The sequence below is a fragment of the Bradyrhizobium sp. 4 genome (genome assembly GCF_023100905.1).
Taxonomy (GTDB): domain Bacteria; phylum Pseudomonadota; class Alphaproteobacteria; order Rhizobiales; family Xanthobacteraceae; genus Bradyrhizobium.
In genome coordinates this window covers 4,315,104-4,340,474 of the sequence record NZ_CP064686.1, presented here as the reverse complement: position 1 = coordinate 4,340,474, position 25,371 = coordinate 4,315,104, and the positions used below count along the sequence as shown (strand labels likewise).

Annotated in this window: 25 protein-coding genes; 24 read left to right on the top strand and 1 reads right to left on the bottom strand. The window is 64.5% G+C overall.

Translation table 11 applies throughout. The annotated features are described in order from the left end of the window. The first annotated feature begins 1 nt into the window (after position 1). The 24 genes from IVB45_RS20335 to IVB45_RS20220 all read left to right on the top strand — a co-directional run bounded on the left by IVB45_RS20335 (position 2) and on the right by IVB45_RS20220 (position 24,474). Positions 2-1,198, top strand: coding sequence for an NADH-quinone oxidoreductase subunit D (locus IVB45_RS20335; protein ID WP_247356280.1), 1,197 nt, complete (start codon positions 2-4; stop codon positions 1,196-1,198). Continuing rightward, the gene (locus IVB45_RS20330; protein ID WP_247356399.1) at positions 1,198-2,160 is read left to right on the top strand and encodes an FkbM family methyltransferase; all 963 of its coding nucleotides are present in this window, start codon (positions 1,198-1,200) and stop codon (positions 2,158-2,160) included. Before IVB45_RS20335 ends, IVB45_RS20330 begins: the two co-directional genes overlap by 1 nt. A 12-nt stretch (positions 2,161-2,172) precedes the next feature. Continuing rightward, positions 2,173-2,784, top strand: a complete 612-nt coding sequence (gene nuoE, locus IVB45_RS20325; RefSeq protein ID WP_007610983.1) for an NADH-quinone oxidoreductase subunit NuoE — start codon at positions 2,173-2,175, stop codon at positions 2,782-2,784. Next, positions 2,784-2,987 carry a hypothetical protein gene (locus IVB45_RS20320; RefSeq protein WP_026232874.1) on the top strand — a complete coding sequence of 68 codons (204 nt, stop codon included), beginning with the start codon at positions 2,784-2,786 and terminating at the stop codon, positions 2,985-2,987. The genes nuoE and IVB45_RS20320 overlap by 1 nt, the downstream gene beginning before the upstream one ends. A 15-nt stretch (positions 2,988-3,002) precedes the next feature. Then, positions 3,003-4,328, top strand: coding sequence for an NADH-quinone oxidoreductase subunit NuoF (gene nuoF, locus IVB45_RS20315; RefSeq protein ID WP_027518249.1), 1,326 nt, complete (start codon positions 3,003-3,005; stop codon positions 4,326-4,328). Positions 4,329-4,333: 5 nt separating this feature from the next. Further along, positions 4,334-6,409: an NADH-quinone oxidoreductase subunit NuoG gene (gene nuoG, locus IVB45_RS20310; protein ID WP_247289472.1), complete on the top strand. Its 2,076-nt coding sequence runs from the start codon at positions 4,334-4,336 to the stop codon at positions 6,407-6,409. A 4-nt stretch (positions 6,410-6,413) separates the two neighbouring features. Next, complete coding sequence (nuoH, locus tag IVB45_RS20305) at positions 6,414-7,481, top strand: NADH-quinone oxidoreductase subunit NuoH (protein WP_007603555.1); 1,068 nt, start codon at positions 6,414-6,416, stop codon at positions 7,479-7,481. A gap of 14 nt (positions 7,482-7,495) precedes the next feature. Next, the gene (nuoI, locus tag IVB45_RS20300) at positions 7,496-7,984 is read left to right on the top strand and encodes an NADH-quinone oxidoreductase subunit NuoI (protein WP_026232873.1); all 489 of its coding nucleotides are present in this window, start codon (positions 7,496-7,498) and stop codon (positions 7,982-7,984) included. Positions 7,985-7,993: 9 nt separating this feature from the next. Then, on the top strand, positions 7,994-8,632 hold the full coding sequence (locus IVB45_RS20295; protein ID WP_027518246.1) for an NADH-quinone oxidoreductase subunit J: 639 nt from the start codon (positions 7,994-7,996) through the stop codon (positions 8,630-8,632). Continuing rightward, the gene (nuoK, locus tag IVB45_RS20290; protein ID WP_007603558.1) at positions 8,629-8,937 is read left to right on the top strand and encodes an NADH-quinone oxidoreductase subunit NuoK; all 309 of its coding nucleotides are present in this window, start codon (positions 8,629-8,631) and stop codon (positions 8,935-8,937) included. Before IVB45_RS20295 ends, nuoK begins: the two co-directional genes overlap by 4 nt. Before the next feature lie 61 nt (positions 8,938-8,998). Further along, complete coding sequence (nuoL, locus tag IVB45_RS20285; RefSeq protein WP_027567195.1) at positions 8,999-11,098, top strand: NADH-quinone oxidoreductase subunit L; 2,100 nt, start codon at positions 8,999-9,001, stop codon at positions 11,096-11,098. 1 nt (position 11,099) lies between these two features. Further along, positions 11,100-12,608 carry an NADH-quinone oxidoreductase subunit M gene (locus IVB45_RS20280; protein ID WP_027567194.1) on the top strand — a complete coding sequence of 503 codons (1,509 nt, stop codon included), beginning with the start codon at positions 11,100-11,102 and terminating at the stop codon, positions 12,606-12,608. A gap of 22 nt (positions 12,609-12,630) precedes the next feature. Beyond that, positions 12,631-14,067 (top strand): NADH-quinone oxidoreductase subunit NuoN, encoded by a 1,437-nt coding sequence (gene nuoN, locus IVB45_RS20275; protein ID WP_007610975.1) that lies wholly within the window; start codon positions 12,631-12,633, stop codon positions 14,065-14,067. 1 nt (position 14,068) lies between these two features. Beyond that, positions 14,069-14,875 (top strand): biotin--[acetyl-CoA-carboxylase] ligase, encoded by an 807-nt coding sequence (locus IVB45_RS20270; protein WP_247356281.1) that lies wholly within the window; start codon positions 14,069-14,071, stop codon positions 14,873-14,875. After that, the gene (locus IVB45_RS20265; RefSeq protein WP_247356282.1) at positions 14,875-16,545 is read left to right on the top strand and encodes a ribonuclease J; all 1,671 of its coding nucleotides are present in this window, start codon (positions 14,875-14,877) and stop codon (positions 16,543-16,545) included. The genes IVB45_RS20270 and IVB45_RS20265 overlap by 1 nt, the downstream gene beginning before the upstream one ends. Before the next feature lie 13 nt (positions 16,546-16,558). Continuing rightward, positions 16,559-16,963, top strand: coding sequence for a methylmalonyl-CoA epimerase (gene mce, locus IVB45_RS20260; protein ID WP_106944962.1), 405 nt, complete (start codon positions 16,559-16,561; stop codon positions 16,961-16,963). A 9-nt stretch (positions 16,964-16,972) separates the two neighbouring features. Next, the gene (locus tag IVB45_RS20255; RefSeq protein ID WP_027518239.1) at positions 16,973-17,248 is read left to right on the top strand and encodes a DUF1467 family protein; all 276 of its coding nucleotides are present in this window, start codon (positions 16,973-16,975) and stop codon (positions 17,246-17,248) included. Between the two features lie 30 nt (positions 17,249-17,278). Continuing rightward, on the top strand, positions 17,279-17,626 hold the full coding sequence (locus IVB45_RS20250) for a hypothetical protein (RefSeq protein WP_027518238.1): 348 nt from the start codon (positions 17,279-17,281) through the stop codon (positions 17,624-17,626). A gap of 31 nt (positions 17,627-17,657) precedes the next feature. Further along, entirely contained in the window at positions 17,658-18,938 is a 1,281-nt protein-coding gene (gene mtnK, locus IVB45_RS20245; protein ID WP_247356283.1) for an S-methyl-5-thioribose kinase, read from the top strand. 131 nt (positions 18,939-19,069) lie between these two features. After that, on the top strand, positions 19,070-20,659 hold the full coding sequence (locus tag IVB45_RS20240; RefSeq protein ID WP_247356284.1) for an ABC transporter substrate-binding protein: 1,590 nt from the start codon (positions 19,070-19,072) through the stop codon (positions 20,657-20,659). Between the two features lie 60 nt (positions 20,660-20,719). Beyond that, entirely contained in the window at positions 20,720-21,643 is a 924-nt protein-coding gene (locus IVB45_RS20235; protein ID WP_247356401.1) for an ABC transporter permease, read from the top strand. After that, positions 21,640-22,461: an ABC transporter permease gene (locus IVB45_RS20230; RefSeq protein WP_007603580.1), complete on the top strand. Its 822-nt coding sequence runs from the start codon at positions 21,640-21,642 to the stop codon at positions 22,459-22,461. Before IVB45_RS20235 ends, IVB45_RS20230 begins: the two co-directional genes overlap by 4 nt. Next, the gene (locus IVB45_RS20225) at positions 22,458-23,438 is read left to right on the top strand and encodes an ABC transporter ATP-binding protein (protein WP_247356286.1); all 981 of its coding nucleotides are present in this window, start codon (positions 22,458-22,460) and stop codon (positions 23,436-23,438) included. Before IVB45_RS20230 ends, IVB45_RS20225 begins: the two co-directional genes overlap by 4 nt. Beyond that, on the top strand, positions 23,431-24,474 hold the full coding sequence (locus IVB45_RS20220; protein ID WP_247356288.1) for an oligopeptide/dipeptide ABC transporter ATP-binding protein: 1,044 nt from the start codon (positions 23,431-23,433) through the stop codon (positions 24,472-24,474). Before IVB45_RS20225 ends, IVB45_RS20220 begins: the two co-directional genes overlap by 8 nt. A 217-nt stretch (positions 24,475-24,691) precedes the next feature. On the opposite strand, the gene IVB45_RS20215 is transcribed toward IVB45_RS20220, so the two are convergent. Further along, on the bottom strand, positions 24,692-25,315 hold the full coding sequence (locus IVB45_RS20215) for a LysR family transcriptional regulator (protein ID WP_247356290.1): 624 nt from the start codon (positions 25,313-25,315) through the stop codon (positions 24,692-24,694). Between the last annotated feature and the right edge of the window lie 56 nt (positions 25,316-25,371).

Genomic DNA, 25,371 nt, shown 5'->3' with positions numbered 1-25,371 from the left:
CATGAACGAGCAACCCGAACAGCTTCGCAACTTTACGATCAACTTCGGACCGCAGCATCCGGCTGCGCACGGTGTTCTTCGTCTTGTGCTTGAATTGGATGGTGAGGTCGTCGCTCGCGTCGACCCGCATATCGGCCTGCTTCACCGCGGCACCGAAAAGCTGATCGAGCAGAAGACCTATCTGCAGGCGATCCCTTATTTCGACCGTCTCGACTACGTCGCGCCGATGAACCAGGAGCACGCCTTCTGCATGGCTGCAGAAAAGCTGCTCGGCATCGAGGTGCCACGCCGCGCGCAGCTGATCCGCGTGCTCTATTGCGAGATCGGCCGCATCCTGTCGCATTTGCTCAACGTCACCACGCAGGCGATGGACGTCGGCGCGCTGACCCCGCCGCTGTGGGGTTTCGAAGAGCGCGAAAAGCTGATGGTGTTCTACGAGCGCGCCTCCGGCAGCCGCATGCACGCAGCCTACTTCCGCGTCGGCGGCGTGCATCAGGACCTGCCGCAGAAGCTGGTCGACGACATCGACGCCTGGTGCGATCCGTTCCTGAAAGTGGTCGAAGATCTCGACCGGCTGCTCACCGCGAACCGCATCTTCAAGCAGCGCAACGTCGACATCGGCGTGGTTTCGCTGAAGGAAGCCTGGGAGTGGGGCTTCTCCGGCGTGATGGTGCGCGGTTCGGGCGCGGCGTGGGATCTGCGCAAGTCGCAGCCCTATGAATGCTACGCCGAGCTGGATTTCGACATCCCGATCGGCAAGAACGGCGACTGCTACGACCGCTATCTGATCCGCATGGAAGAAATGCGCCAGTCCGTGCGCATCATGAAGCAGTGCATCCAGAAGCTGAACGCAGCCGACGGGAAGGGTCCCGTCGTCGTCGAAGACAACAAGGTCGCGCCGCCGCGCCGTGGCGAGATGAAGCGCTCGATGGAAGCGCTGATCCATCACTTCAAGCTCTATACCGAAGGGGTCCACGTGCCGGCCGGCGAGGTCTACGCCGCGGTCGAGGCGCCGAAGGGCGAGTTCGGCGTCTTTCTGATCTCGGACGGCACCAACAAGCCCTACAAGTGCAAGATCCGCGCGCCCGGCTTTGCGCATCTCCAGGCCATGGACCACATCTGCCGCGGTCATCTGCTCGCCGACGTGTCGGCGATCCTCGGCTCGCTCGACATCGTGTTCGGAGAGGTCGATCGGTGATGGTGCAGGCGCCGATCCAGTTTGACCGCGCCTCGGGGGCCCTTGAAGGGGCCAACCTGTGGGAGCGGACGGCTGCCTTGGCGCTGGTGACGGGATCGAAGATCTCCTCGCACTTCTCGCATATGGGCTACATCGCCTGCGCCAATCTGCTGCGGAAGACGCTGCCCGAGCGCAACATCGCGATCAAGCTCAACCCCGACGCCGTGTTCGAATTTCCCTACGGCGACGGCTATTGGAGCAAGCTGCTCAACCGCTCCTACAATTACGAGGACGAGTTGGAGCTGTTGTTCGCCGACTCCATCGACGTCGACTACACCCTGCTCGATTGCGGCGCGAATTACGGCTATTGGTCGGTGCTGGTGTCGAGCAAGCCGTTCGGCTCGCACAAGGCGATCGCGATCGAGCCGTCCGGGCAGAACCATCCGAAGCTCGCCAACAACGCCCGCATCAATGGCAGCCGCTTCGAGACCATGAAATGCGCGATCGGCGCGGCCCGTGGCACCGCGCGTCTGTCAGGCACCAAGCACGAGGCCTTCAGCATCGCCGGCGATGCGTCGGCGGGCGGCGAGGACGTGCCGGTCATCGCGCTCGATAATCTGATCGACGACGGCAAGATCGCCGCGACCGGCAAGTACCTGATCAAGCTCGACGTCGAGGGCGTCGAGATCGAGGCGATCAAGGGCGGCGCCCGGCTGCTCCAGGCCGACAGCGTCATCATGTGCGAGGAGCACGGCAGCGACCGTTCGCACGCGGTCTCGCGCTACATCCTCGAACACACCCCGCTGAAGCTGATCGTCTACGATCCCAGCACAAGGCGTATGGAAACGGTGACCGAGCTGTCGATCCTCGACCGCATCAAGGTCTCGACCCACGTCGGCTACAATGTTTTCGGCACCGCAAGCGCATTCTGGCAGGACAGGATCAATGCCCTGAATGCGAAAACCGCGCGCCGCATGCAGTGAGAGATTGAAGAGATGTCCGTTCGCCGATTAGCACCGAAGGAAGTCCAGCCCGCGAGCTTTGCGTTCACGGAGGAGAACCTCGCGTTCGCCAAGCAGCAGATCGCGAAATATCCGGCCGGGCGCCAGGCTTCGGCCGTCATCGCCATTCTCTGGCGCGTACAGGAACAGCACGACGGCTGGGTCTCGGAGGCCGCGATCCGCGCTGTCGCCGACATGCTCGACATGCCCTATATCCGCGTGCTCGAGGTCGCGACCTTCTACACGATGTTCCAGCTGGCCCCGGTCGGCAAGAAAGCCCACGTCCAGGTCTGCGGCACCACGCCGTGCCGCCTGCGCGGCGCCGAGGATCTGATCCACGTCTGCGAGCACCGCATCCATCACGAGCCCTTCCATCTCTCCAAGGACGGCAATTTCAGCTGGGAAGAGGTGGAGTGCCTCGGTGCCTGCGTGAACGCACCGATGGTGTTGATCGGCAAGGACACCTATGAGGATCTGACCAAGGAAAGCTTCGGCAAGGTGCTCGATGGCTTTGCCTCGGGCAATCCGCCCAAGCCCGGTCCGCAGAACGGCCGCCAGTTCTCGGCGCCGACCGGTGGGCCGACCACGCTGAAGGAGATCACCTGATGCGTGATCTCTCGCCGCCAGTTGAAGGGAGCAGTGTTGTGAAGAAGTGGGGCTTCGTCGCAATGCATTCCGCCGTGGCGGCCACGTTCATTTTCCTGCTTCAGCGCTTCGCCCTGAACGCGTCGCTGGAATCCAGTCTGCTCTGGGCGCTGACCTTCGCCGTCTGCGCCGCCGGGCTTGCCTACAAGCAAGCCAACCGTTGATCGGAAAGCACTGACATGCTCGAGGACAAGGACCGCATCTTTAAGAACCTCTACGGCCTCCACGATTGGGGGCTCGAGGGCGCGCGGCGCCGCGGCGCCTGGGATGGTACGAAGAACATCATCGACAAGGGCCGCGACTGGATCATCAACGAGATGAAGGCGTCGGGGCTGCGCGGCCGCGGTGGCGCCGGCTTCCCGACCGGCCTGAAATGGTCGTTCATGCCGAAGGAATCGACCGACGGCCGGCCGAGCTATCTCGTCGTCAACGCCGACGAATCCGAGCCCGGGACCTGCAAGGATCGCGAGATCATGCGGCACGATCCGCATCTCCTGATCGAGGGCTGCCTGATCGCGAGCTGCGCGATGAACGCGCATGCCTGCTACATCTATGTCCGCGGTGAGTTCATCCGCGAGCGCGAGCATCTCCAGGCGGCGATCGACCAGGCCTATGAGGCCAAGCTGGTCGGCAAGGACAATGTCAACGGCTGGCCGTTCGACATCTACGTCGCCCACGGCGCCGGCGCCTATATCTGTGGCGAGGAAACCGCGCTGCTCGAGAGCCTCGAAGGCAAGAAGGGCCAGCCGCGGCTGAAGCCGCCGTTCCCGGCCAATGTCGGCCTGTATGGCTGCCCGACCACCGTCAACAATGTCGAGTCGATCGCGGTTGCGCCGGACATTCTGCGCCGTGGCGCGGCATGGTTCGCCGGCATTGGCCGTCCGAACAATGTCGGCACCAAGCTGTTCTGCATCTCCGGCCATGTCGAGCGGCCCTGCAATGTCGAAGAAGCCATGGGCATTCCGTTCCGTGAGCTGATCGAGAAGCATTGCGGCGGCATCCGCGGCGGCTGGGACAACCTCAAGGCCGTGATCCCGGGCGGCTCCTCCGTGCGCATGGTGCCGGCCGAGCAGATCATCGACACGCCGATGGATTTCGACTCGTTGAGCAAGCTGCGCTCGGGCCTCGGCACCGCGGCCGTGATCGTGATGGACAAGTCGACCGATTTGATCCGCGCCATCGCCCGCATCTCCTATTTCTACAAGCACGAGAGCTGCGGCCAGTGCACGCCGTGCCGCGAGGGCACCGGCTGGATGTGGCGCGTCTTGACCCGCATGGCCGACGGTCGCGCCCACAAGCGCGAAATCGACATGCTGCTGGAAGTCACCAAGCAGGTCGAAGGCCACACCATCTGCGCGCTCGGCGACGCGGCGGCGTGGCCGATCCAGGGCCTGATTGCGCATTTCCGTCATGAGATCGAAGCGCGCATCGACCAATATTCGCACAAGGCCGACATCGACGATGCCGGCGTCCGCGATCCCGTGAACATGGTCGCGGCGGAGTAGAGACAATGACCAAGCTCATCATCGACGGTAAAGAGATCGATGTCCCCGCCGAATACACGCTGCTTCAGGCGTGCGAGGCGGCCGGCGCCGAGATTCCGCGCTTCTGCTATCACGAGCGGCTGTCGATCGCCGGCAATTGCCGGATGTGCCTCGTCGAGGTGAAGGGCGGCCCGAAGCCGGTCGCGAGCTGCGCCTGGGGCGTGCGAGATTGCCGTCCGGGCCCCAAGGGCGAGCCGCCGGAAATCTCCACCCGTTCGCCGATGGTGAAGAAGGCGCGCGAAGGCGTGATGGAATTCCTTCTCATCAACCATCCGCTGGATTGCCCGATCTGCGATCAGGGCGGCGAGTGCGACCTTCAGGACCAGGCGATGGGCTACGGTGTCGACACCAGCCGCTTCGCCGAGAACAAGCGCGCGGTCGAGGACAAATATCTCGGCGCGCTGGTCAAGACCTCGATGAACCGCTGCATCCAGTGCACCCGTTGCGTCCGCTTCTCGGCGGAAGTCGCCGGCGCCCCCGAAATGGGCGCGACCGGCCGCGGCGAGGACATGGAGATCACGACCTATCTCGAGCACGCGCTGACGTCTGAGCTTCAGGGCAATCTCGTCGATATCTGCCCGGTCGGCGCGCTGACCTCGAAGCCTTATGCCTTCGCCGCGCGCCCGTGGGAGCTCGGCAAGACCCAGTCGATCGACGTGATGGACGGCGTGGGATCTGCGATCCGCGTCGACACCCGCGGCCGCGAAGTGATGCGTATCCTGCCGCGCATCAACGAGGCCGTGAACGAGGAGTGGATCTCCGACAAGACCCGTCACGTCGTCGACGGCCTGCGCACCCAGCGCCTCGACCGGCCCTATATCCGCGAAGCCGGCAAGCTGCGCGCGGCGAGCTGGCCCGAGGCCTTTGCCGCGATCGCCTCCAAGGCGGCGCGCACCGACGGCAAGCGGATCGGCGCGATCGCGGGCGACCTCGCCGGCGTCGAAGAGATGTTCGCGTTGAAGGATCTGCTGGCCAAATACGGCTCGGCCAATCTGGCGGTGCAGGGCGGCGACGCCTTCGATCCCGCGCTTGGCCGCGGCTCCTACATCTTCAATCCGACGCTCGCCGGCGTCGAGCAGGCCGATGCGCTGCTCATCATCGGCGCCAATCCGCGCAAGGAAGCGGCGGTGTTCAACGCCCGCATCCGCAAGCGCTGGCGCGCCGGCGGCTTCAAGGTCGGCGTGATCGGCGCCAAGCCCGACCTCACGTACGACTATGATCACCTCGGCGCGGGCACCGACACGCTCGGTGAGCTCGCGGCCGGCAAGCACTCCTTCATGGACGTGCTGAAGAACGCCAAGAACCCCATCATCCTGGTCGGCGCGGGCGCGGCCTCGCGTCACGACGGCGCCGCCATTCTCGCAGCCGCGGCCAAGCTGGCGCTCGACGTCGGCGCGCTCAAGGACGGCTGGAACGGCTTCGGCGTCCTGCACGAGAGCGCCTCGCGCGTCGGCGCGCTCGATATCGGCTTTGTCGCCGGTCAGGGCGGACTGAACGCAGCGCAGATGACGACGTTCGGGACGCTCGATCTGCTGTTCCTGCTCGGCGCCGACGAGATCAAGCCGTCGGACGGCACCTTCGTCGTCTATATCGGCACCCACGGCGACCGCGGCGCCCATCGCGCCGACGTGATCCTGCCGGCAGCCGCCTATACCGAGAAGTCCGCGATCTACGTCAACACCGAAGGCCGCGTGCAAATGACCGGACGGGCCGCATTCCCGCCGGGTGAGGCCCGCGAGGACTGGGCGATTGTCCGCGCGCTGTCGGAGGCGCTCGGCAAGAAGCTCGGCTATGACTCGCTCTCGGCCCTGCGCCAGGCGATCTTCAAGGCTGTGCCGCATCTGATCCGTCTCGACCAGATCGAGGCCGGCGCGGCCGACCAGATCAAGAAACTCGCGGGGAAGGGCGGCCCGACGGAGAAGGCTCCGTTCAAGCCGCTCGTCGAGGACTTCTATTTGACCAACCCAATCGCGCGTGCGTCCGCCGTGATGGCGGAGTGTTCGCGGCTTGCCTCCGGGCAGATGCTGACCGCAGCGGAGTGAGCTGATGGAATTCTTCGAAAGCGCCTTCTGGACCGGGTTCCTCTGGCCGCTGATCATCATGATCGCGGAGAGCGTCCTGGTGCTGGTCGTCCTGCTGGTGGCGATCGCCTACATCCTGCTCGCCGACCGCAAGATCTGGGCGGCGGTGCAGATCCGCCGTGGCCCGAACGTGGTCGGTCCCTGGGGCCTGCTGCAATCCTTCGCCGACCTCCTGAAGTTCGTGCTGAAGGAGCCGATCATCCCGTCCGGCGCCAACAAGGGCGTGTTTCTCCTTGCTCCCTTGGTCTCATGCGTGCTCGCGCTCGCCGCCTGGGCGGTGATCCCGACCAATCTGGGCTGGGTGATCTCCGACATCAATGTCGGCGTTCTCTTCATCTTCGCGATTTCGTCGCTGTCGATCTACGGCATCATCATGGCCGGCTGGTCGTCGAACTCGAAATATCCGTTCCTGGCGGCGCTGCGCTCGGCGGCGCAGATGGTGTCCTATGAGGTCTCGATCGGCTTCGTCATCATCACGGTGCTGCTCTGCGCCGGCACGCTGAACCTCTCGGCCGTGGTCGAGGCGCAGCATGTCCGCGGCCTCGCCAGCCTGATCGGGTTGCCGCAGCTCACGATCCTGAACTGGTACGTCTGGCCGCTGTTCCCGATGTTCGTGATCTTCTACGTCTCGGCGCTGGCGGAAACCAACCGCCCGCCGTTCGACCTCGTCGAAGCGGAATCCGAGCTCGTCGCCGGCTTCATGGTCGAGTACGGCTCGACGCCGTATCTTCTGTTCATGCTCGGCGAGTATGTCGCGATTGCCACGATGTGCGCGATGGCGACGATCCTGTTTCTCGGAGGCTGGCTGCCGCCGGTGGACCTGCCGCCCTTCAACTGGGTGCCGGGCATCATCTGGTTCTCGCTGAAACTCTTCTTCATGTTCTTCCTGTTCGCGATGGCCAAGGCGATCGTGCCGCGCTACCGCTACGATCAACTGATGCGTCTCGGCTGGAAGGTGTTCCTGCCGTTGTCGCTGGCGATGGTGATCGTGGTGGCCGGTGTGCTGCACTTTGCCGGCATCGCGCCGAAGTGAGGGCCGTCATGGGTATCAACATCAACGCCACTGCACGCTCGCTCCTGTTGTCGGAATTCGTCTCGGCGTTCTTCCTCGCCATGCGCTATTTCTTCCAGCCGAAGCCGACGCTGAACTATCCGTTCGAGAAGGGCCCGATCTCGCCGCGCTTCCGCGGCGAGCATGCGCTGCGCCGCTATCCGAACGGCGAGGAACGCTGCATCGCCTGCAAGCTGTGCGAAGCGGTTTGCCCGGCCCAGGCCATCACCATCGAGGCCGGCCCGCGCCGCAACGACGGCACCCGCCGCACCGTGCGCTACGACATCGACATGGTGAAGTGCATCTATTGCGGCCTCTGCCAGGAAGCCTGTCCGGTCGATGCCATCGTCGAAGGTCCGAACTTCGAGTTCGCGACCGAGACCCGCGAGGAACTGTTCTATGACAAGGCCAAGCTGCTCGCCAATGGCGACCGCTGGGAACGCGAGATCGCGAAAGCGATCGAACTCGACGCGCCGTACCGGTGAGATGAGAGCATGATCCTTCCCGCGCTGTTCTTCTATCTGTTCGCCGGCGTCTGTGTCGCCTCGGCGGTGATGGTGATTGTCTCGCGCAATCCCGTGCACTCCGTGCTGTACCTGATCCTGGCCTTCGTCAACGCCTCCGGCCTGTTCGTGCTGATGGGCGCCGAGTTCCTGGCGATGATCCTGATCGTCGTCTATGTCGGCGCGGTCGCGGTGCTGTTCCTGTTCGTGATCATGATGCTCGACGTCGACTTCCTTGAGCTGCGCGAGGGCTTCATCGAGTACCTCCCGGTCGGCCTCGTGATCGGCGGCATCTTCCTGTTCGAGCTGCTGCTTACGGTCGGCTTCTGGGTCATCAACCCCGGCGTCGCCAAGACGATCACGGCGGCGATCCCGGCCAACGTCTCCAATACCGAGGCGCTGGGCCTGGTGCTCTATACCAAGTACATCCACTACTTCCAGCTCTCGGGCATGGTGCTGCTGGTCGCGATGATCGGCGCTATTGTGCTGACGCTGCGGCACAAGGCCAGTGTCAAGCGGCAGGACATCAACGTTCAGAACGCGCGCACGCCCGAAATAGCGATGGCGATCCGCAAGGTGGCGCCGGGGCAGGGGCTCCAGGATTCGGACGCGGCGGAGTGGGTGAAATGACGATCGGGCTCGGACACTATCTGGCGGTCGGCGCGATCCTGTTCACGCTCGGGATCCTCGGCATCTTCCTGAACCGCAAGAACATCATCGTCATCCTGATGTCGATCGAGCTGATCCTGCTCGCGGTCAACGTCAACCTCGTGGCGTTCTCGACCTTCCTCGGCGACATCGTCGGGCAGGTCTTCGCGCTCCTGGTGCTCACCGTCGCGGCCGCTGAAGCCGCAATCGGTCTCGCCATCCTGGTGGTCTATTTCCGCAACCGCGGCTCGATCGCGGTTGAGGACGTCAATCTGATGAAGGGCTGATCGCATGATCCGGAAAAGTGGACACCGGTTTTCCGACCAGATCATGCGGAAAGATTAAATCATGGTCCAGGCAATCGTCTTTCTGCCTCTGCTGGGCGCCATTCTGGCCGGCCTCATCGCGCTGTTCGGCGCGCATGCCCGCAACCCCTCGGGCGACACGGTCGAGCATCACGATGATCACGGTCATGGCGCGCACGCCCATGCGTCCGATACGATCAACGAGGATGCGTCGGTCATCCACGAAACTCACCACGAACCCGGCGACGGCCACGACGACCACCACGTCTCCGAGCCGCCCGCGGCGGGCTCGCGCGGCGCCGAGCTGATCACCACGGCATTGCTGTTCGTGTCGGCTGCGCTGTCCTGGATGACGCTGGTCGATGTCGGCTTCATGCACCACGACATCCGCATTCCGCTGCTGCCGTGGATCCTCTCCGGCGATCTCCAGGTCTACTGGACGCTGCGGGTCGACACGCTCACCGCCGTGATGCTGGTGGTCGTGACCACCGTGTCCTCGCTCGTGCACCTCTATTCCATCGGCTACATGGACGAGGATCCGAACCGGCCGCGCTTCTTCGGCTATCTCTCGCTGTTCACCTTCGCCATGCTGATGCTGGTGACCGCCGACAACCTCGTGCAGCTGTTCTTCGGCTGGGAAGGCGTGGGTCTGGCGAGCTACCTCCTGATCGGTTTCTGGTACCAGAAGCCGTCGGCGAACGCCGCCGCCATCAAGGCCTTCGTGGTCAACCGCGTCGGCGATTTCGGCTTCGCGCTCGGCATCTTCGCGATCTTCCTGCTGGCCGGCTCGACCGATTTCGAGACCATCTTCCACGCTGCGCCCGGCTTGACCGGCAAGACCATCGACTTCCTCGGCTGGCACGCCGACGCGCTGACCCTGACCTGCCTGCTGCTGTTCATGGGCGCGATGGGCAAATCGGCGCAGTTCCTGCTGCACACCTGGTTGCCGGACGCGATGGAAGGCCCGACCCCGGTGTCAGCGCTGATCCATGCCGCGACCATGGTCACCGCCGGCGTGTTCATGGTGGCGCGTCTGTCGCCGCTGTTCGAGCTCGCGCCGAACGCGCAGGCCGTCGTGATGTTCTTCGGCGCCACCACGGCGTTCTTCGCGGCGACCATCGGCCTCGTCCAGAACGACATCAAGCGCATCGTCGCTTACTCGACCTGTTCGCAGCTCGGCTACATGTTCGTGGCGATGGGGGCAGGGGCCTATTCGGTCGGCATGTTCCATTTGTTCACGCACGCCTTCTTCAAAGCGCTGTTGTTCTTGGGCTCCGGCTCGGTGATCTACGCGATGCATCACGAGCAGGACATCCGCAACATGGGCGGCCTCTGGCGCAAGATCCCCTACACCTACGCAGTGATGGTGGTCGGCACGCTCGCGCTCACCGGCTTCCCGCTCACCGCCGGCTATTTCTCCAAGGACGCGATCATCGAGTCGGCCTACGCCTCGCACAATCCGTTCGCGATGTACGGCTTCCTGATGACGGTCGTCGCGGCCGGCCTGACCTCGTTCTACTCGTGGCGCCTGATCTTCAAGACCTTCCACGGCGAGCCGCATGACGATCATCACTACGAGGCTGCGCATGAAGCGCCGATCTGGATGCTGATCCCGATCGGTGTGCTCGCGGTCGGCTCCATCCTGGCCGGCTTCCCGTTCAAGGAGCTGTTCGCCGGTCACGGCATCGAGGAGTTCTTCCGCGAATCCGTGAAGATGAATCCGCACATCATCGAGGAGATGCACCACATCCCCGAGACCATCGCCTTCCTGCCGACGGTGATGATGGTGCTGGGTTTCCTGGTGTCGTACCTGTTCTACATCCGCCGGCCCTATCTGCCGGTCGAGCTCGCGAACACGCAGCCGATGCTGTACAAGTTCCTGCTCAACAAATGGTACTTCGACGAGCTCTACGACATCATCTTCGTCCGTCCGGCGAAGTGGATTGGCTACCAGCTCTGGAAGAAGGGCGACGGCTTCATCATCGACGGCCTCGGCCCCGACGGCGTCTCTGCCCGGGTGTTGGACGTCACCCGCAACGTCGTGAAAATCCAGACCGGCTATCTCTACCACTACGCGTTCGCCATGCTGATCGGTGCCGCCGGCCTGATCACCTGGTTCATGTTCGGCTTTGGGGGCCAGTAAAATGACGACCTGGCCAATTCTATCCGTCACGACGTTCCTGCCCCTGGTCGGCGCGCTGATCGTCTATCTCAGCCGCGGCGATGACGAGGCGGCCAGGCGCAACTCGCGCTGGATCGCGCTGTGGACCACGCTGATCACCTTCGCGGTGTCGGTGATCCTGGTCATGCGGTTCGATGCGTCGAGCGCCGACTTCCAGTTCGTCGAGAAGGCGAATTGGCTCGCCACCGGCATCACCTACCACATGGGCGTGGACGGCATCTCGTTGCCGCTGGTGATCCTGACCACCGCCATCATGCCGTTCTGCATCATCGCGAGCTGGAAGGCGATCACCAACCGCGTCCGCGAATACATGATGGCGTTCCTGATCCTGGAAACGCTGATGATCGGCACCTTCTCGGCGCTCGATCTCGTGCTGTTCTACCTGTTCTTCGAAGGCGGCCTGATCCCGATGTTCCTGATCATCGGCGTCTGGGGCGGTCCGCGCCGGGTCTATGCGTCTTTCAAGTTCTTCCTCTACACGCTGCTCGGCTCGGTGCTGATGCTGCTTGCCATCATGGCGCTGTACTGGAACGGCGGCACCACCGACATCCCGACCCTGATGCACACCGCCGTGCCGCGCTCGCTGCAGACCTGGGCGTGGCTTGCCTTCTTCGCCTCGTTCGCGGTGAAGATGCCGATGTGGCCGGTGCACACCTGGCTCCCCGACGCCCACGTCGAGGCGCCGACCGCGGGCTCGGTGGTCCTGGCGGCGATCATGCTGAAGATGGGCGGCTACGGTTTCCTGCGTTTCTCGCTGCCGATGTTCCCGCTCGCTTCGCATGACTTCGCGCCGCTGATGTTCACGCTCTCGGCCATCGCCATCATCTACACCTCGCTGGTGGCGCTGATGCAGGAGGACATGAAGAAGCTGATCGCGTACTCCTCGGTGGCGCATATGGGCTTCGTCACCATGGGCATCTTCGCGGGCACCATGCAGGGCGTCGCCGGCGGCGTGTTCCAGATGATCTCGCACGGCATCGTCTCCGGCGCGCTGTTCCTCTGCGTCGGCATCGTCTATGACCGCATGCACACCCGCGAGATCGCGGCCTATGGCGGCCTCGTCAACCGGATGCCGCTCTACGCGCTGACCTTCATGGTCTTCACCATGGCCAATGTCGGCCTGCCCGGCACCTCCGGCTTCGTCGGCGAGTTCATGACGCTGCTCGGCACCTTCAAGGTCTCGATCCCGACCGCGTTCTTCGCCACCTTCGGCGTGATCCTCTCGGCCTGCTATGCGCTGTGGCTCTACCGCAAGGTCGTGTTCGGGGCGCTGGTCAAGCCGTCGCTGGCGAGCATGAAGGATCTCACCTTCCGGGAGGGCCTGACGCTCTTCCCGTTGATCGCGCTGACGATCCTGTTCGGCATCTATCCGAAGCCGGTGCTCGACATGTCGGCGGCCTCGGTCCAGCAACTCGTCAACAATTACAACACCGCTGTGACGGCCGTGAAGGCCGCCGCACTGCTCCAGTGAGCGGGCAGGTCAGGATATCGCCATGAGCTTTGAGACTGCAGGTTATCAACTGGCGCCGGTGCTGCCCGAGCTCGTGCTCGCGGTCGGGGCGATGGCACTCCTGATGCTCGGCGCCTATCGCGGGCAGGAGACCACCAAGACGGTCACAACGCTCGCGGTGCTGCTCCTGATCGTGGTCGGCGTGCTCGAATACATGTTGCCCGCGGGCAAGCACGTGACCTTCGGCGGCAGCTTCATCGTCGATGATTTTGCCCGCTTCATGAAGATCCTGGCCCTGATCGGCTCGGCGGTGACGCTGGTGCTGTCGACCGAGTTCCTGTCGGATCCGTCGCGCCGCATCTTCGAATACGCGATCCTGGTGCTGCTCTCGACGCTCGGCATGATGGTGCTGATCTCGGCCGGCGATCTGATCTCGCTCTATCTCGGCCTCGAATTGATGTCGCTGGCACTCTACGTCGTGGCGGCCTCCAACCGCGACAACGCCAAGTCGACCGAAGCCGGCCTGAAGTACTTCGTGCTCGGCGCGTTGTCCTCAGGCATGCTGCTCTACGGCTCCTCGCTGATCTACGGCTTCACCGGCACGGTCGCCTTCACCGGCATCGCGGCGGCCGCGACGATCTCGAATGTCGGCCTGGTGTTCGGCCTCGTGTTCCTGCTCGCCGGCCTCTGCTTCAAGGTCTCGGCGGTTCCGTTCCACATGTGGACGCCCGACGTCTACGAGGGCGCGCCGACGCCGGTGACAGCCTTCTTCGCCTCGGCGCCGAAGGTGGCCGCGCTCGCGGTCTTCACCCGCGTTACGCTGACCGCATTCCCGGGCATCGTCTCGCAGTGGCAGCAGATCCTGGTGTTCGTGGCGATCGCCTCGATGGCGCTCGGCTCGTTCGCCGCGATCGGACAGAGCAACATCAAGCGCCTGATGGCCTATTCCTCGATCGGCCATATGGGCTTTGCCCTGGTCGGTCTTGCCGCAGGCACGGTCGAGGGCGCGCAGGGCGTGTTGATGTACATCGTGATCTATGTCGCGATGACGCTGGGCTCCTTCGCCATCATCCTGGCCATGAAGCGCAACGGCCAGCCGGTCGAGCAGATCAGCGATTTCGCGGGGCTCTCGCGGACCAATCCGCTGCTCGCCTTCATGTTCGCGATGCTGCTGTTCTCGCTCGCCGGCATTCCGCCGCTCGCCGGCTTCTTCGCCAAATGGTACGTCTTCGTCGCCGCCATCAAGGCGAATTTGTTCACGCTCGCCGTCATCGGCGTGCTGACCAGCGTGGTCGGCGCCTACTACTATCTCAGCATCGTCAAGACGATGTATTTCGACGAGCCGGCCGGACAGGTCGATCCGGTGCGCGTCGAAGTCAAGACGGTGCTGGCGGTCGCGGGCCTGTTCAACATTCTGTTCGCCCTGTTCGCAGGTCCCGTGGTGAGCGTTGCCTCCGCCGCGGCAAAGTCGCTGTTCTAGGATGGCATTCGCGCTCGGTCCTCGTGCGGCGTCGGCGGGCTACAAGCTCGCAGCTTTCGAACGGACCGGCTCGACCAATACCGAGGCGATCGAGCACGCAAGGGGCGGCGAACGCGGCCCGATGTGGTTCGTGACGTCGGAGCAGACCGCCGGCCGTGGCCGCCGCCAACGCGCCTGGATCGCACCGAAGGGTAACCTAGCAGCCAGCGTCCTCGAAGTCCTCGACGTCGCCCCTTCCGTCGCCGCGACGATCGGCTTTGCGGCCGGGCTGGCCGAGGAGGCCGCCCTGGAGAAGGTCAGCCTGGAGGCGGCACTGCGCCTCGGCGAGGGCCGTCCCCGCTACACCCTGAAATGGCCTAACGACGTGCTGGCCGGCGGCAAGAAGCTGGTCGGCATCGGCCTGGAGGCCGAAGCCATCGCCGAGCGTCTCGCCATCGTTGTCGGCATTGGCACCAACGTCGTCGCCGCGCCCGAGGGCACGCCCACACCGGCGGTGTCACTGGCCGCGCTCGGCGTCCAAATCAGCGCGGAGGAGTTGTTCTCGGCGCTCTCCGATGCCTGGGTGGAATTCCGCGGTATCTGGGACAATGGTCGCGGCTTTGCCGAAATTCGCAAATTGTGGCTGGAGCGCGCCGCCGGCCTCGGCGAGCGGGTCGCGATCCACACGGGAGTGATGACGCTGGAAGGCATTTTTGACACGATCGACGACACCGGCTGCCTGATCGTCCGCACCGCGGAGGGCCGGCGCGTGCCGGTGGCCGCGGGCGAGGTGTTCTTCGGCACGGTCGCCTCCGTGGGAGCTGCGTGATGGCGAAGCCTGAAGAACTGGTATTTGCACCGCTCGGCGGGGTCGGCGAGATCGGCATGAATTTGTCGATCTACGGCCTCGGCAACCGCCAGCAGCGGGCCTGGCTGGCGATCGATCTCGGCGTGTCCTTCGGCGACGAGGAGCATCTGCCGGGCATCGACCTGATCATGCCGGACGTCAGCTTCCTGGAGAAGGAACGCAAGAACCTGATGGGGCTGGTGCTGACCCACGCCCATGAGGACCATTTCGGCGCCATCATCGACCTGTGGCCGAAGCTGAAATGCCCGATCTACGCGACCCAGTTCAGCGCCGCGCTGTTCGAGGCCAAATGCGCCGCCGAGCGCAATGCGCCGAAGATCCCGGTGACGGTGGTGCCGTCGGGCGGGCGCGTCGATATCGGCCCGTTCAACGTCGAGTTCATTCCGGTCGCGCATTCGATTCCGGAGTCGCATGCGCTGGCGATTCACACCGACGTTGGCACGGTGCTGCACACCGGCGACTGGAAGATCGATCCGACCCCGATCATCGGCCGCCCGACCGACGAAAAGCGGCTGCGGGAGCTCGGCGATGCGGGCCTGCTCGCCTTGATCGGCGATTCCACCAACGCCGTGCGCGACGGCCGCTCGCCCTCGGAAGCCGAGGTTGCCAAATCCATCACCGAGCTGGTCAAGGCCGCCAAGGGCCGCGTCGCGGTCACGACCTTTGCCTCCAACGTCGCGCGCCTCAAGGCCGTCGCCATCGCCGCGAAGGCCGCCGACCGTGAGGTCGTCGTGGTCGGCCGCGCCATGGAACGCGTGGTGCAGGTCGCGCGCGAGACCGGCTATCTCGACGGCGTGCAGAGCTTCCGCTCCGCCGAGGTCTACGGTCATCTGCCGCAGGACAAGGTGCTGGCGCTCTGCACCGGCAGCCAGGGCGAGCCCCGTGCCGCGCTGGCGCGCATCGCCAATGACGACCATCCCGAGATCACGCTCAATCGCGGCGACAGCGTCATCTTCTCCTCGCGCACCATTCCCGGCAACGAGAAGGCGGTCGGCGCGATCATCAATGGCCTGGTCTTGCAGGGCGTGGAGGTCATCACCGACCGCGACCAGCTGGTCCATGTCTCCGGTCATCCCCGCCGCGACGAATTGCGCGACATGATCTCCTGGACCAGGCCGCAGCTCCTGATCCCGGTCCATGGCGAGGCCCTGCACCTGAACGAGCACGCCAAGCTCGCGCGTGCCGCCGGCGTGCCGCGCGTACTGGTCTGCCGCAACGGCGATCTGGTCAAGCTCGGCCCCGGCGATCCCGGCATCATTGGGCAAGTGCCTGCGGGCCGTCTCTACAAGGACGGCACGATTCTGGAGGACTCCAAGTCCCGCGCGGTGGTCGAGCGGCGCCGCATGGCCTTCTCCGGCTGCGCCTTTGTCGCCATCGTCATGACGGAGCAGGGCGAGCTTGCCGACGATCCCGCGGTCGAACTGGTCGGCATCCCCGAGAAGAACAGAGCGGGCGAGCCCTTCGACGACATCGTCTTCGACGCCGTGGTCTCCACCGTCGAGGGCCTGCCGAAGGCGCGCCGTCGCGACGCGGATGCGCTGGCGGAGTCGGTGCGACGCGCTGTCCGCTCCGTGATCAACGAACATTGGGGTAAAAAGCCCCCCTGTCTGGTACACGTCCTGACAGTGTAACGGGAGAAGCACAATGCTGGGCCGGCTCAACCATGTCGCGATCGCGACCAAGGACGCCGTCAAGGCCGCCAGGATCTATGGCGCCGCGTTCGGGGCCCAGATCTCGGAGGCCGTCGCGCTGCCCGAGCATGGCGTCACCACCGTGTTCGCGACGCTGCCCAACACCAAGATCGAGTTCATCGAGCCGCTCGGCGAAGCCTCGCCGATCGCAAAGTTCCTCGACCGCAACGCCGACGGCGGCATCCACCACGTCTGCTACGAGGTGGTCGACATCATCGCGTCGCGCGACACGCTGGTGAAGGAGGGCGCAAGGGTGCTCGGCGACGGCGTGCCGAAGATCGGCGCCCACGGCAAGCCGGTGCTGTTCCTGCACCCGAAGGATTTTTCCGGCGCGCTGGTCGAAATCGAGCAGGCATAGGCCGAAACCATGGCCATCCAGATCTCAACCGCAATCGCGATCTACTTCGTCATCTGGTGGGTCGCGCTGTTCCTGACGCTGCCGTTCGGCGTGCGCAGCCAGCACGAGGACGGCGTCGGAGTGCCGGGCAGCGACCCCGGCGCGCCGATCCTGACGCGAATGAGGAGCAAGCTGATCTGGACCACGATCATCTCGGCCATCATCTATGGGATCGCCATGGTCGCCTATCACGCCGGCTATCTCTCGATCGAACGCCTGTCGAAATTGATGGGCATGCCGTTCTAAGAATTTTTGGTTGGCTTTGTTGGGGGACCAATGACTTTTCAGCGGATCGTCGTCGCGCTTCTGGTGCTGATCGTCGCCGGCCTCGGTGCCATCGGCTATTTCGAGTGGAAGATGGCCGTGCAGGTGCGCACCCTGAAGGCGTTCGTCGAGGGCTACGTCTTCAACGAGGCCGTGGTCGCCTGCGAGCAGGCCAAGAGCTCGACGCCGTTCAAGTGGAACGGAGGCAAGAGCACCGCGGTGATTGGCCTGAACTCGGTCAAAACAGACAAATACACCGTCAGCGCCAGCTACACGCTGGTGGCGGACAGCGTCTATTGTGATTACGATCCGATCAAAAGAAAGGCCGAGATCGGCTCGAGCTTCCTGGAGCGGGAGTAACGATCCGGCCCCTATATGGGATGGGATCGTCATGGCGCAGGGGCAGGGGGACTACCGGATTCTGCATGAGGCTGACTTGCGGGATTATCTCGCAGGCGTTGCGGATATCGCTGCGACCCTCGGTGGCGAGCCGGCCTCCTGGTCGATCACCGAAGTCGGCGACGGCAATCTCAATCTCGTTTTCATCGTGAAGGGCGGCCGTGGCGGCGTCGCCGTGAAGCAGGCGCTGCCCTATGTCCGCCTGGTTGGCGAGAGCTGGCCGCTGCCGCTGTCCCGGGCTCATTACGAATATCTCGCTTTGTCGCGGCAGGCCGAGCTCGCGCCCGGCCTCGCGCCGGCGCTGCTGCATCACAACGAGGCCCTGGCGCTGACGGTGATGGAGCTGCTCGAGCCCCACATCATCATGCGCAAGGGGATGGTTGCAGGCTCGCAATATCCGCGCTTTGTCGATGACATCACCACCTTCATGGCGCAGACCTTGTTCTTCACCTCCGACCTCGCGCTGTCGGCGGCCGAGAAGAAGCAGGGTATCGCAGCCTTCGCCGGCAACCATGCGCTGTGCAAGATCACCGAGGATCTGATCTTCACCGATCCCTACCGGATCGCCGAGCAAAACCGCTGGACCGCGCCATATCTCGATGCGCTCGCCGCAGAGCTGCGCGAGGACATGGAATTGCATGTCGCGATCTCCCGGCTGAAGCTGAAGTTCATGGCGAGCCCCGAGGCGCTGCTCCACGGCGACCTGCACACCGGCTCGATCATGGTGACGGAGAGCCAGACGCGGGTGATCGACCCCGAATTCGCGTTCTACGGCCCGATGGGTTTCGATGTCGGCGCCGTGCTGGCCAACCTGCTGATGGCCTATTTTGCCTCCGCCGGCCATGAGCGCGTGCCGGGCGAGCGGCGTGCCTTCGAAGCCTGGGTGCTGGAAACGGTCGAGCAGGTCTGGAACGCGTTCGCCCGCAAGTTCCTCGATCTCTGGCGCGCTGGCGCCGCAGGCGATGCCTATCCCGCCTCGCTCTTCGCCGGCGAGACAGGCGCGGCACGGCTGGAGGCCGAGCGGCAGGCCTACATGCAGCGGCTGTTCGCGGATACGGTCGGTTTCGCCGCGGCAAAAACCATCCGCCGCATCTTCGGCCTCGCCCACAATATCGATTTCGAGCTGATCGATGATCCGCGCCGGCGCGCCACCAGCGAAGCACGCGCGGTGCGGCTGGCGCGCGCGCTGATGCTGGAGGCGGGGGCGTTTCCGGCCATCGCGGACGTTACTTCTGCAGCGCGAAAATTGCGCGACTGGCAGCCGGAGTTCTAGCGGGCGTCTTCGCAAATCGGCGGGGCCCGCGCGACGCTCGCATACGTCAACCCCTTCAAGGCGCTTGCGCTCGACCCGCCGTGGATGGTCAACTCTCGGACCAGAGCACGGCTTGCGTTGTCGGAGGGACCATGATGTTCAGGATAGTGGCGATCGTCGCGGGTCTGGGGCTGGCACTGGCGGCCTCGGCGGAGGCCCAGACACCGCGCAAGGGCGGAACCGTCCGCATGACCGCGCCTTATGGGTCGAGCTTCACAAGCTTGGACATTCACACCACGCAGCGCGCCCAGGACGAGATCTACGCCAAGGCCCTGCACCGGTCGCTCTACATCTGGAATTCCACGGAAGGCAAGCCGGTTCTGGAGCTTGCCAAGGAGGACGTCGTCTCGGGCGGCGGTCTCGTCCACACCTTCAAGCTGCGCGACGACGCCTATTTCCACAACGGCCGCAAGATGACGGCCGACGACGTCATCTGGACCTACAACCGCATCATGGACGGCACCAAGGCTTATCCCGGCGCGCGCTATGTCCGCGTGATCGAGGGCGCGGCGGCGGTCGAGAAGGGCCAGGCCAAGGAGATCTCCGGCCTGAAGAAGATCGACGAGTTTACCATCGAGATGAAGCTGACCGAGAAAGTCGATCCTGGCTTCTACTTCTGGAACGCAATCACATCGATCTATCCCGCCGACGAAGCCGCCAAGGAGAGCTTTCTCCAGAAGCCGATCGGTCTAGGGCCCTTCAAATTCGTCGAGCACGTGCCGGGATCGCGCATCGTTCTGGAACGATGGGACCGGTTCTACAAGCCCGGCAAGCCCTACGCCGACAAGATCATCGTGTCGGTCATGGGCGAGGCCGCGGCCCGCGATGTCGCTTTCCGCAACAAGGAGATCGACACCTCCGTGCTGGGACCGGCGCAATATGTCGCCTATCAGAACGACGCCGACCTCAAGGGCACCGTCGTCGAGGTCGCCGAGGTCTTCACCCGCTACATGGGGATGAATCCCGCATTCAAGCCATTTGCCGACAAGCGGGTCCGGCAGGCGATCAACTACGCGATCGATACCGATTTGATCATCAACAAGCTGGTCAAGGGCAAGGCCTATCGCGCGACCAGCTGGCTGCCGCTGACCTCTCCCGCCTACGACAAGGCCTTGAAGCCCTACGCCTTCGATCCTGCCAAGGCCAAGCAGCTGCTCGCTGACGCCGGCTATCCCTCAGGCTTCGAATTCGAATGGACCACCAGCCAGAACGAGAGCTGGGGTCTGCCGATCGTCTCGGCCGTGATCCCGATGCTGGACCGGGTGGGCATCAAAGCCAAGGTCAAGCAGGTCGAGACCGCGGTGCTGGCGGAGGTGGTCCGCAGCGGCGACTACCAGGCCTTCGTCTATTCGCAGGCGACCGGACCCGATCCCCAGGCCGCCCTCAAATGCTTCCACTCATCGACGCCGCAGTCGGCCTGCAACTACATGAACTTCAAGAATGCCGAGTTCGACAAGCTGATCGACGAGGCCGGGCAGTCCGATGACGCTGCAAAGCGTACCCAGCTGCTGCAAAAGGCCAATGCTGTTCTCTACGAAGAGGCGCCGGTCTGGTTCTTCAACTACAACAAGGCGGTCATGGCGGTGCAGCCGTGGCTCAAGGGGATTCAGCTGAACGCGACGGAGCTGACCCATCAGAACGTCGAAGACCTCTGGGTCGACGAGACCTCGCCCGCGAAGTGACACACGCTCTCGCGCTCCCTCCGTCGCCATGAACGACGGAGGGGGAGAGGAAAAGTGCCGATGCTCTCGTTCCTGTTCCGCCGCCTGCTGCAGACCATTCCGACCGTGCTCGCCGTGGTGGCTCTGGTGTTCGTGCTGTTCAGCGTCGCTCCCGGCAGCATCGTCTCGTCCATGAGCGACGATGCCGATCCGCAGGTCGAGCTGCGCATGAAGAAGCAACTCGGGCTCGACGATCCCGTCTATGTCCGCTTCGGCACCTACATCGCCAAGCTTGCGACCGGCGATTTCGGCACCTCGTTCCGGACGCGCGAGCCTGTGACGTTCATGATCGCCAAACGGATATGGCCGACGCTCCAGCTCATCTTCACCGCCATGGCGTTTTCTGTCGTGATCGGCGTTCCCCTGGGTTTCATCGCCGCGCTCAAGCCGGGAGGCATCGTCGACACGCTGGCCATGGTCGTGGCGGTGTCAGGCCTTTCGATCGCCAAATTCTGGCTCGGACTGGTGCTGATGTATCTGTTTGCGTTGAAGCTCGGCTGGCTGCCGAGTTTCGGCTATGGCGATGGCGGACTGAAGTACCTGATCCTTCCGGCCGTGACGCTCGGCGTCTCGCCGATGGCGCTGTTCGCCCGGACCACGCGCGCCGCGGTCCTCGAGATCATGACCGCGGATTTCGTCCGCACCGCGCGCTCCAAGGGCATGAGCGAGACGCGGGTCGTGAAGTGGCATGTGATGCGCAACGCGCTCGTCATCATTCTCACCACCGTCGGCCTCCAGTTCGGCGCGCTGATGGGGCAGGCGGTCGTGGTCGAGAAACTGTACTCCTGGCCGGGCATCGGCTCGCTGCTGGTCGACAGTGTCCTGCAGCGCGACATTCCGGCCGTCCAGGGCTCCATTCTTGTCGTGGTGCTGTCCTTTCTCGCGATCAATCTGCTGATCGACGTGCTCTATGGGGTGATCGATCCCAGGATCCGATACGCATGAAGCTGCGCGCCAATCTCATCATCGGTGGCGCGCTGTTCGCGCTCGCAATCCTGGTCGGTCTGCTCGCGCCCTGGCTGGCGCATACCGATCCCGTCCTGGATGCCAATCTGCTCAACGCGGAGGAGCCTCCGAGCTGGACCTGGTGGTTCGGCACCGACGACCAGGGCCGCGACATCTATTCCCGCGTCGTCTACGGCGCGCGCGTTTCGCTGACGGTCGGCATCGTCTCGCAGCTCATCAACAGCGTCATCGGCGTGGCGCTGGGCCTGAGCGCCGGCTATTGGGGCGGCTGGTGGGACGATGTCGTCAACGGCCTGACCAATCTCATGCTCGCGATCCCATCCCTGATCTTCGCGCTGGCCATCATGGCGGTGCTCGGTCCCGGCCTCACCAGCCTGCTGATCGCACTCGGTTTGACCAACTGGTCCTTCACGTGCCGGATCGCGCGGGCCTCGGCGCTGTCGCTGAGGAGCCAGGGCTATGTGCAGGCCGCGACCGTGCTCGGCTACGGCGATCTGCGCATCATGATCACGCAGCTGCTGCCCAACATGCTAGGGCCGATCGTCGTCATCGGCACGCTCGGCATGGGCAGCGCGGTCTTGTCAGAAGCCGCATTGTCGTTTCTCGGCCTCGGCGTCCGGCCGCCGTTTCCGAGCTGGGGCAGCATGCTGTCGGACGCCCGCGACCAGATCACGACGGCGCCGTGGCTCTCGGTGTTTCCCGGCCTTGCCATCTTCCTGACGGTGCTCGGCCTCAATCTGCTCGGCGACGGACTGCGCGACATTCTCGATCCGCAATCGCGGAGCCGGCGCACATGACGGGCGCGCCGCTGATCGAGGTCGAGGATTTGCGCATCGATCTCGATGATGGATCGCGGCGCGTTGCGGCGGCCGAGGGCATTTCATTCCGCATCGATCGCGGCGAGACCTTCGGCCTGGTCGGCGAATCCGGCTGCGGCAAGAGCATCACGGCGCTCGCCTTGATCGGCCTGTTGCGGCAGCCGTTGTCGATCGGCGGCGGCGTCATCCGGTTTGAGGGGCGGGAGATCCAGCACCTTTCAGCGGCCAGGCAACGGGAGCTGCGCGGCAATCGCATCGCCATGATCTTCCAGGAGCCGATGACGGCGCTGAACCCGGTCTCGCCGGTGGGCCGGCAGATCGCCGAGATGTTCGTGCTGCACAAGGGCAAGAGCTGGCGGGAAGCCGACAGGCTAGCGGTCGAGGCGCTGGCGAGCGTCCGCGTTCCCGCGCCCGAGCGGCGCGTGAAGGACTACCCGCACCAGCTGTCCGGTGGCATGCGCCAGCGCGTGATGATCGCCATCGCGCTCGCCTGCGGTCCGGATCTCCTGATCGCCGACGAACCGACAACGGCCCTCGACGTCACCGTGCAAGCCGAAATCATCGAACTGATGCGGAATTTATGCGCCGAGCGGGGAACCGCGATCCTGATGATCAGCCACGATCTCGGGCTGGTCGCCAATGTCTGTCGCCGCGTGGCCGTGATGTATGCCGGCCGCATTGTCGAGGAGCGCGGCTCGGCTGATATTTTCCGGGCACCCTCGCACCCCTATACGCGAGGCCTGGTCGCCTCGCTGCCGCGGCTCGGCAGTCGCGCCGCGCTTGGCCGCACACGGCTGACGGAGATCGCAGGTGTGGTCCCGGCCATCACGAATTTCCCCGACGGCTGCCGGTTCAATCCGCGTTGCGCCCAGGCGACCGATATTTGCCGGACAGTCGCGCCGGGAGCGGATTTTCTGGAGGCCGGCGGTCTGGTCAGGTGTCACCACCATGCATGAGCCGCAAGACAGGTTGGATGAGACGCGGCCGGACGACGATGTCATTCTCAGCGTGAGGGATCTCGCGGTCCATTTTCCGCTCGGAGGCGGCCTGCTGGGGCGGGGCCGGCGGCTGCTCCGTGCCGTCGACGGGGTCGATCTCACCCTGAAGCGCGGCGAATGCCTCGGCCTCGTCGGCGAGTCCGGCTCCGGCAAGTCGACGGTCGCATTGTCGATCCTTGGCCTGGTGACCCCGACGCGCGGCCGCATCGTGCTGGACGGACAGGACGTGACCAACCGGCCATCCGGCGATCGGAAGGCGCTGGCCCGCATCGTGCAGATCGTGTTTCAGGATCCCTATGCCTCGCTCAATCCGCGCCAGACCGTTCGCCGCACGCTGGAAGATCCCCTGCGCGTGCATGGCGTCACGGCCAAGAGCGAGATCGAGGACCGCGTCGCGAAGATGCTGCGGCATGTGGGCCTGCGGCCTGAGCAGGCCGACCGCTACCCGCATGAATTCTCGGGCGGCCAGCGCCAGCGCATCGGCATTGCCCGCGCCCTGATCCTCAATCCCAGGATCGTCATCTGCGACGAGCCCGTCTCGGCGCTCGACGTCTCGATCCGCGCCCAGATCATCAATCTGCTGCTGGAATTGAAGGAAACCCTCGGTCTCTCCTACATCATGATCAGCCACGATCTCGGCGTCGTCGAACACATGAGCGACAAGGTCGCCGTGATGTATCTCGGCCGCATCGTCGAGAACGGCCACTGGCGCGAGATCTTCGAGCGGCCGGCGCACCCCTATACGCAAGCCCTGATCGCCGCCATCCCCGATCCCTTGCGTCATGCACCGCTGGCGACGACAGGCGGCGACCTTCCCAACCCGCTCAATCCGCCGAACGGATGCGCCTTCAGCCCGCGGTGCCGATATGCGGAGGATGTATGTCGGAGCGAGCCGGGGCCGGTGCTGGAGACGCGAGCGGACGGGCACGCGGTGAGGTGCTGGCGGAGCGAGGAGATTGCGGCAGCGAGCGTCGGTCTATCACCGTCACCCTGAGGTGGCCGCTTCTTCAGCGGCCCTCGAAGGGCGACGGCCCGGCTGTGTCTCGGCCGTTGATCCTTCGAGGTTCACCTTGCGATGCGTTGCACGCAAGGCTCGCACCTCAGGATGACGGGTCTACACAGGCACCCGCGCCATAATGAAATCGTGCTCTGTTTTCGCCCGACGTTTCAAAACCTGGTCCCGGCAACGGTTGTTGAGGTTCCGGTCAAGCTTATCGTCTGCTGCCGACCAGACGAGGGCGGCGATTAGCTACTGAGTTCTCGGCCGGCAGGGCGCGCAACCACACGCGAAAACTGACGACCTCCGGACAATCCGCGGTGCCTTCAGGCGCAACCAGCCAGTCACCGAGACCCGATCCCTCATCGAGCCGGTCGCAGCGATAGCCCGGATGGTGGCCCAGACCTCGGGCGATCAGCAGGTCGACCTTGCCCTCGAGCAATTCCTGCAGGCCGGCCGGATGCAGCACCCGCAAGCCGATCTCCGCATGCGTGCTGCGAAACGCCGCCAGATCGAGGCGGCGGAGGTCGAAGCTGCCATGGACGCCCAATTGCAGCAGCACCGCACCTGCCGGTCTCAAGTGCGAGGTCGCCTCCGCGATGTGGCGAAAGCCTTCGGAGACCCCGGGCAGATAGGCCTGACCGGCCGCGGTGAGGATGAGCTGCTTGTGCAGCCGCTCGAACAGCTGCACGCCGAGGCGCGCCTCCAGCGCTTTCACCTGCTGCCCCACGGCGGCGGGGGTCACGTGCAGCTCGTATGCGGCCAGCTTGAAACTGAGATGCCGGGCGGCGGCCTCGAAGGCGCGGAGCGCGTTGAGTGGGGGAAGGGCGTAGGTCATCGGGCTCCATTTTGACACCGATGGGCTGCGGCCTTGCAATAGATTTTCTTGCGTTG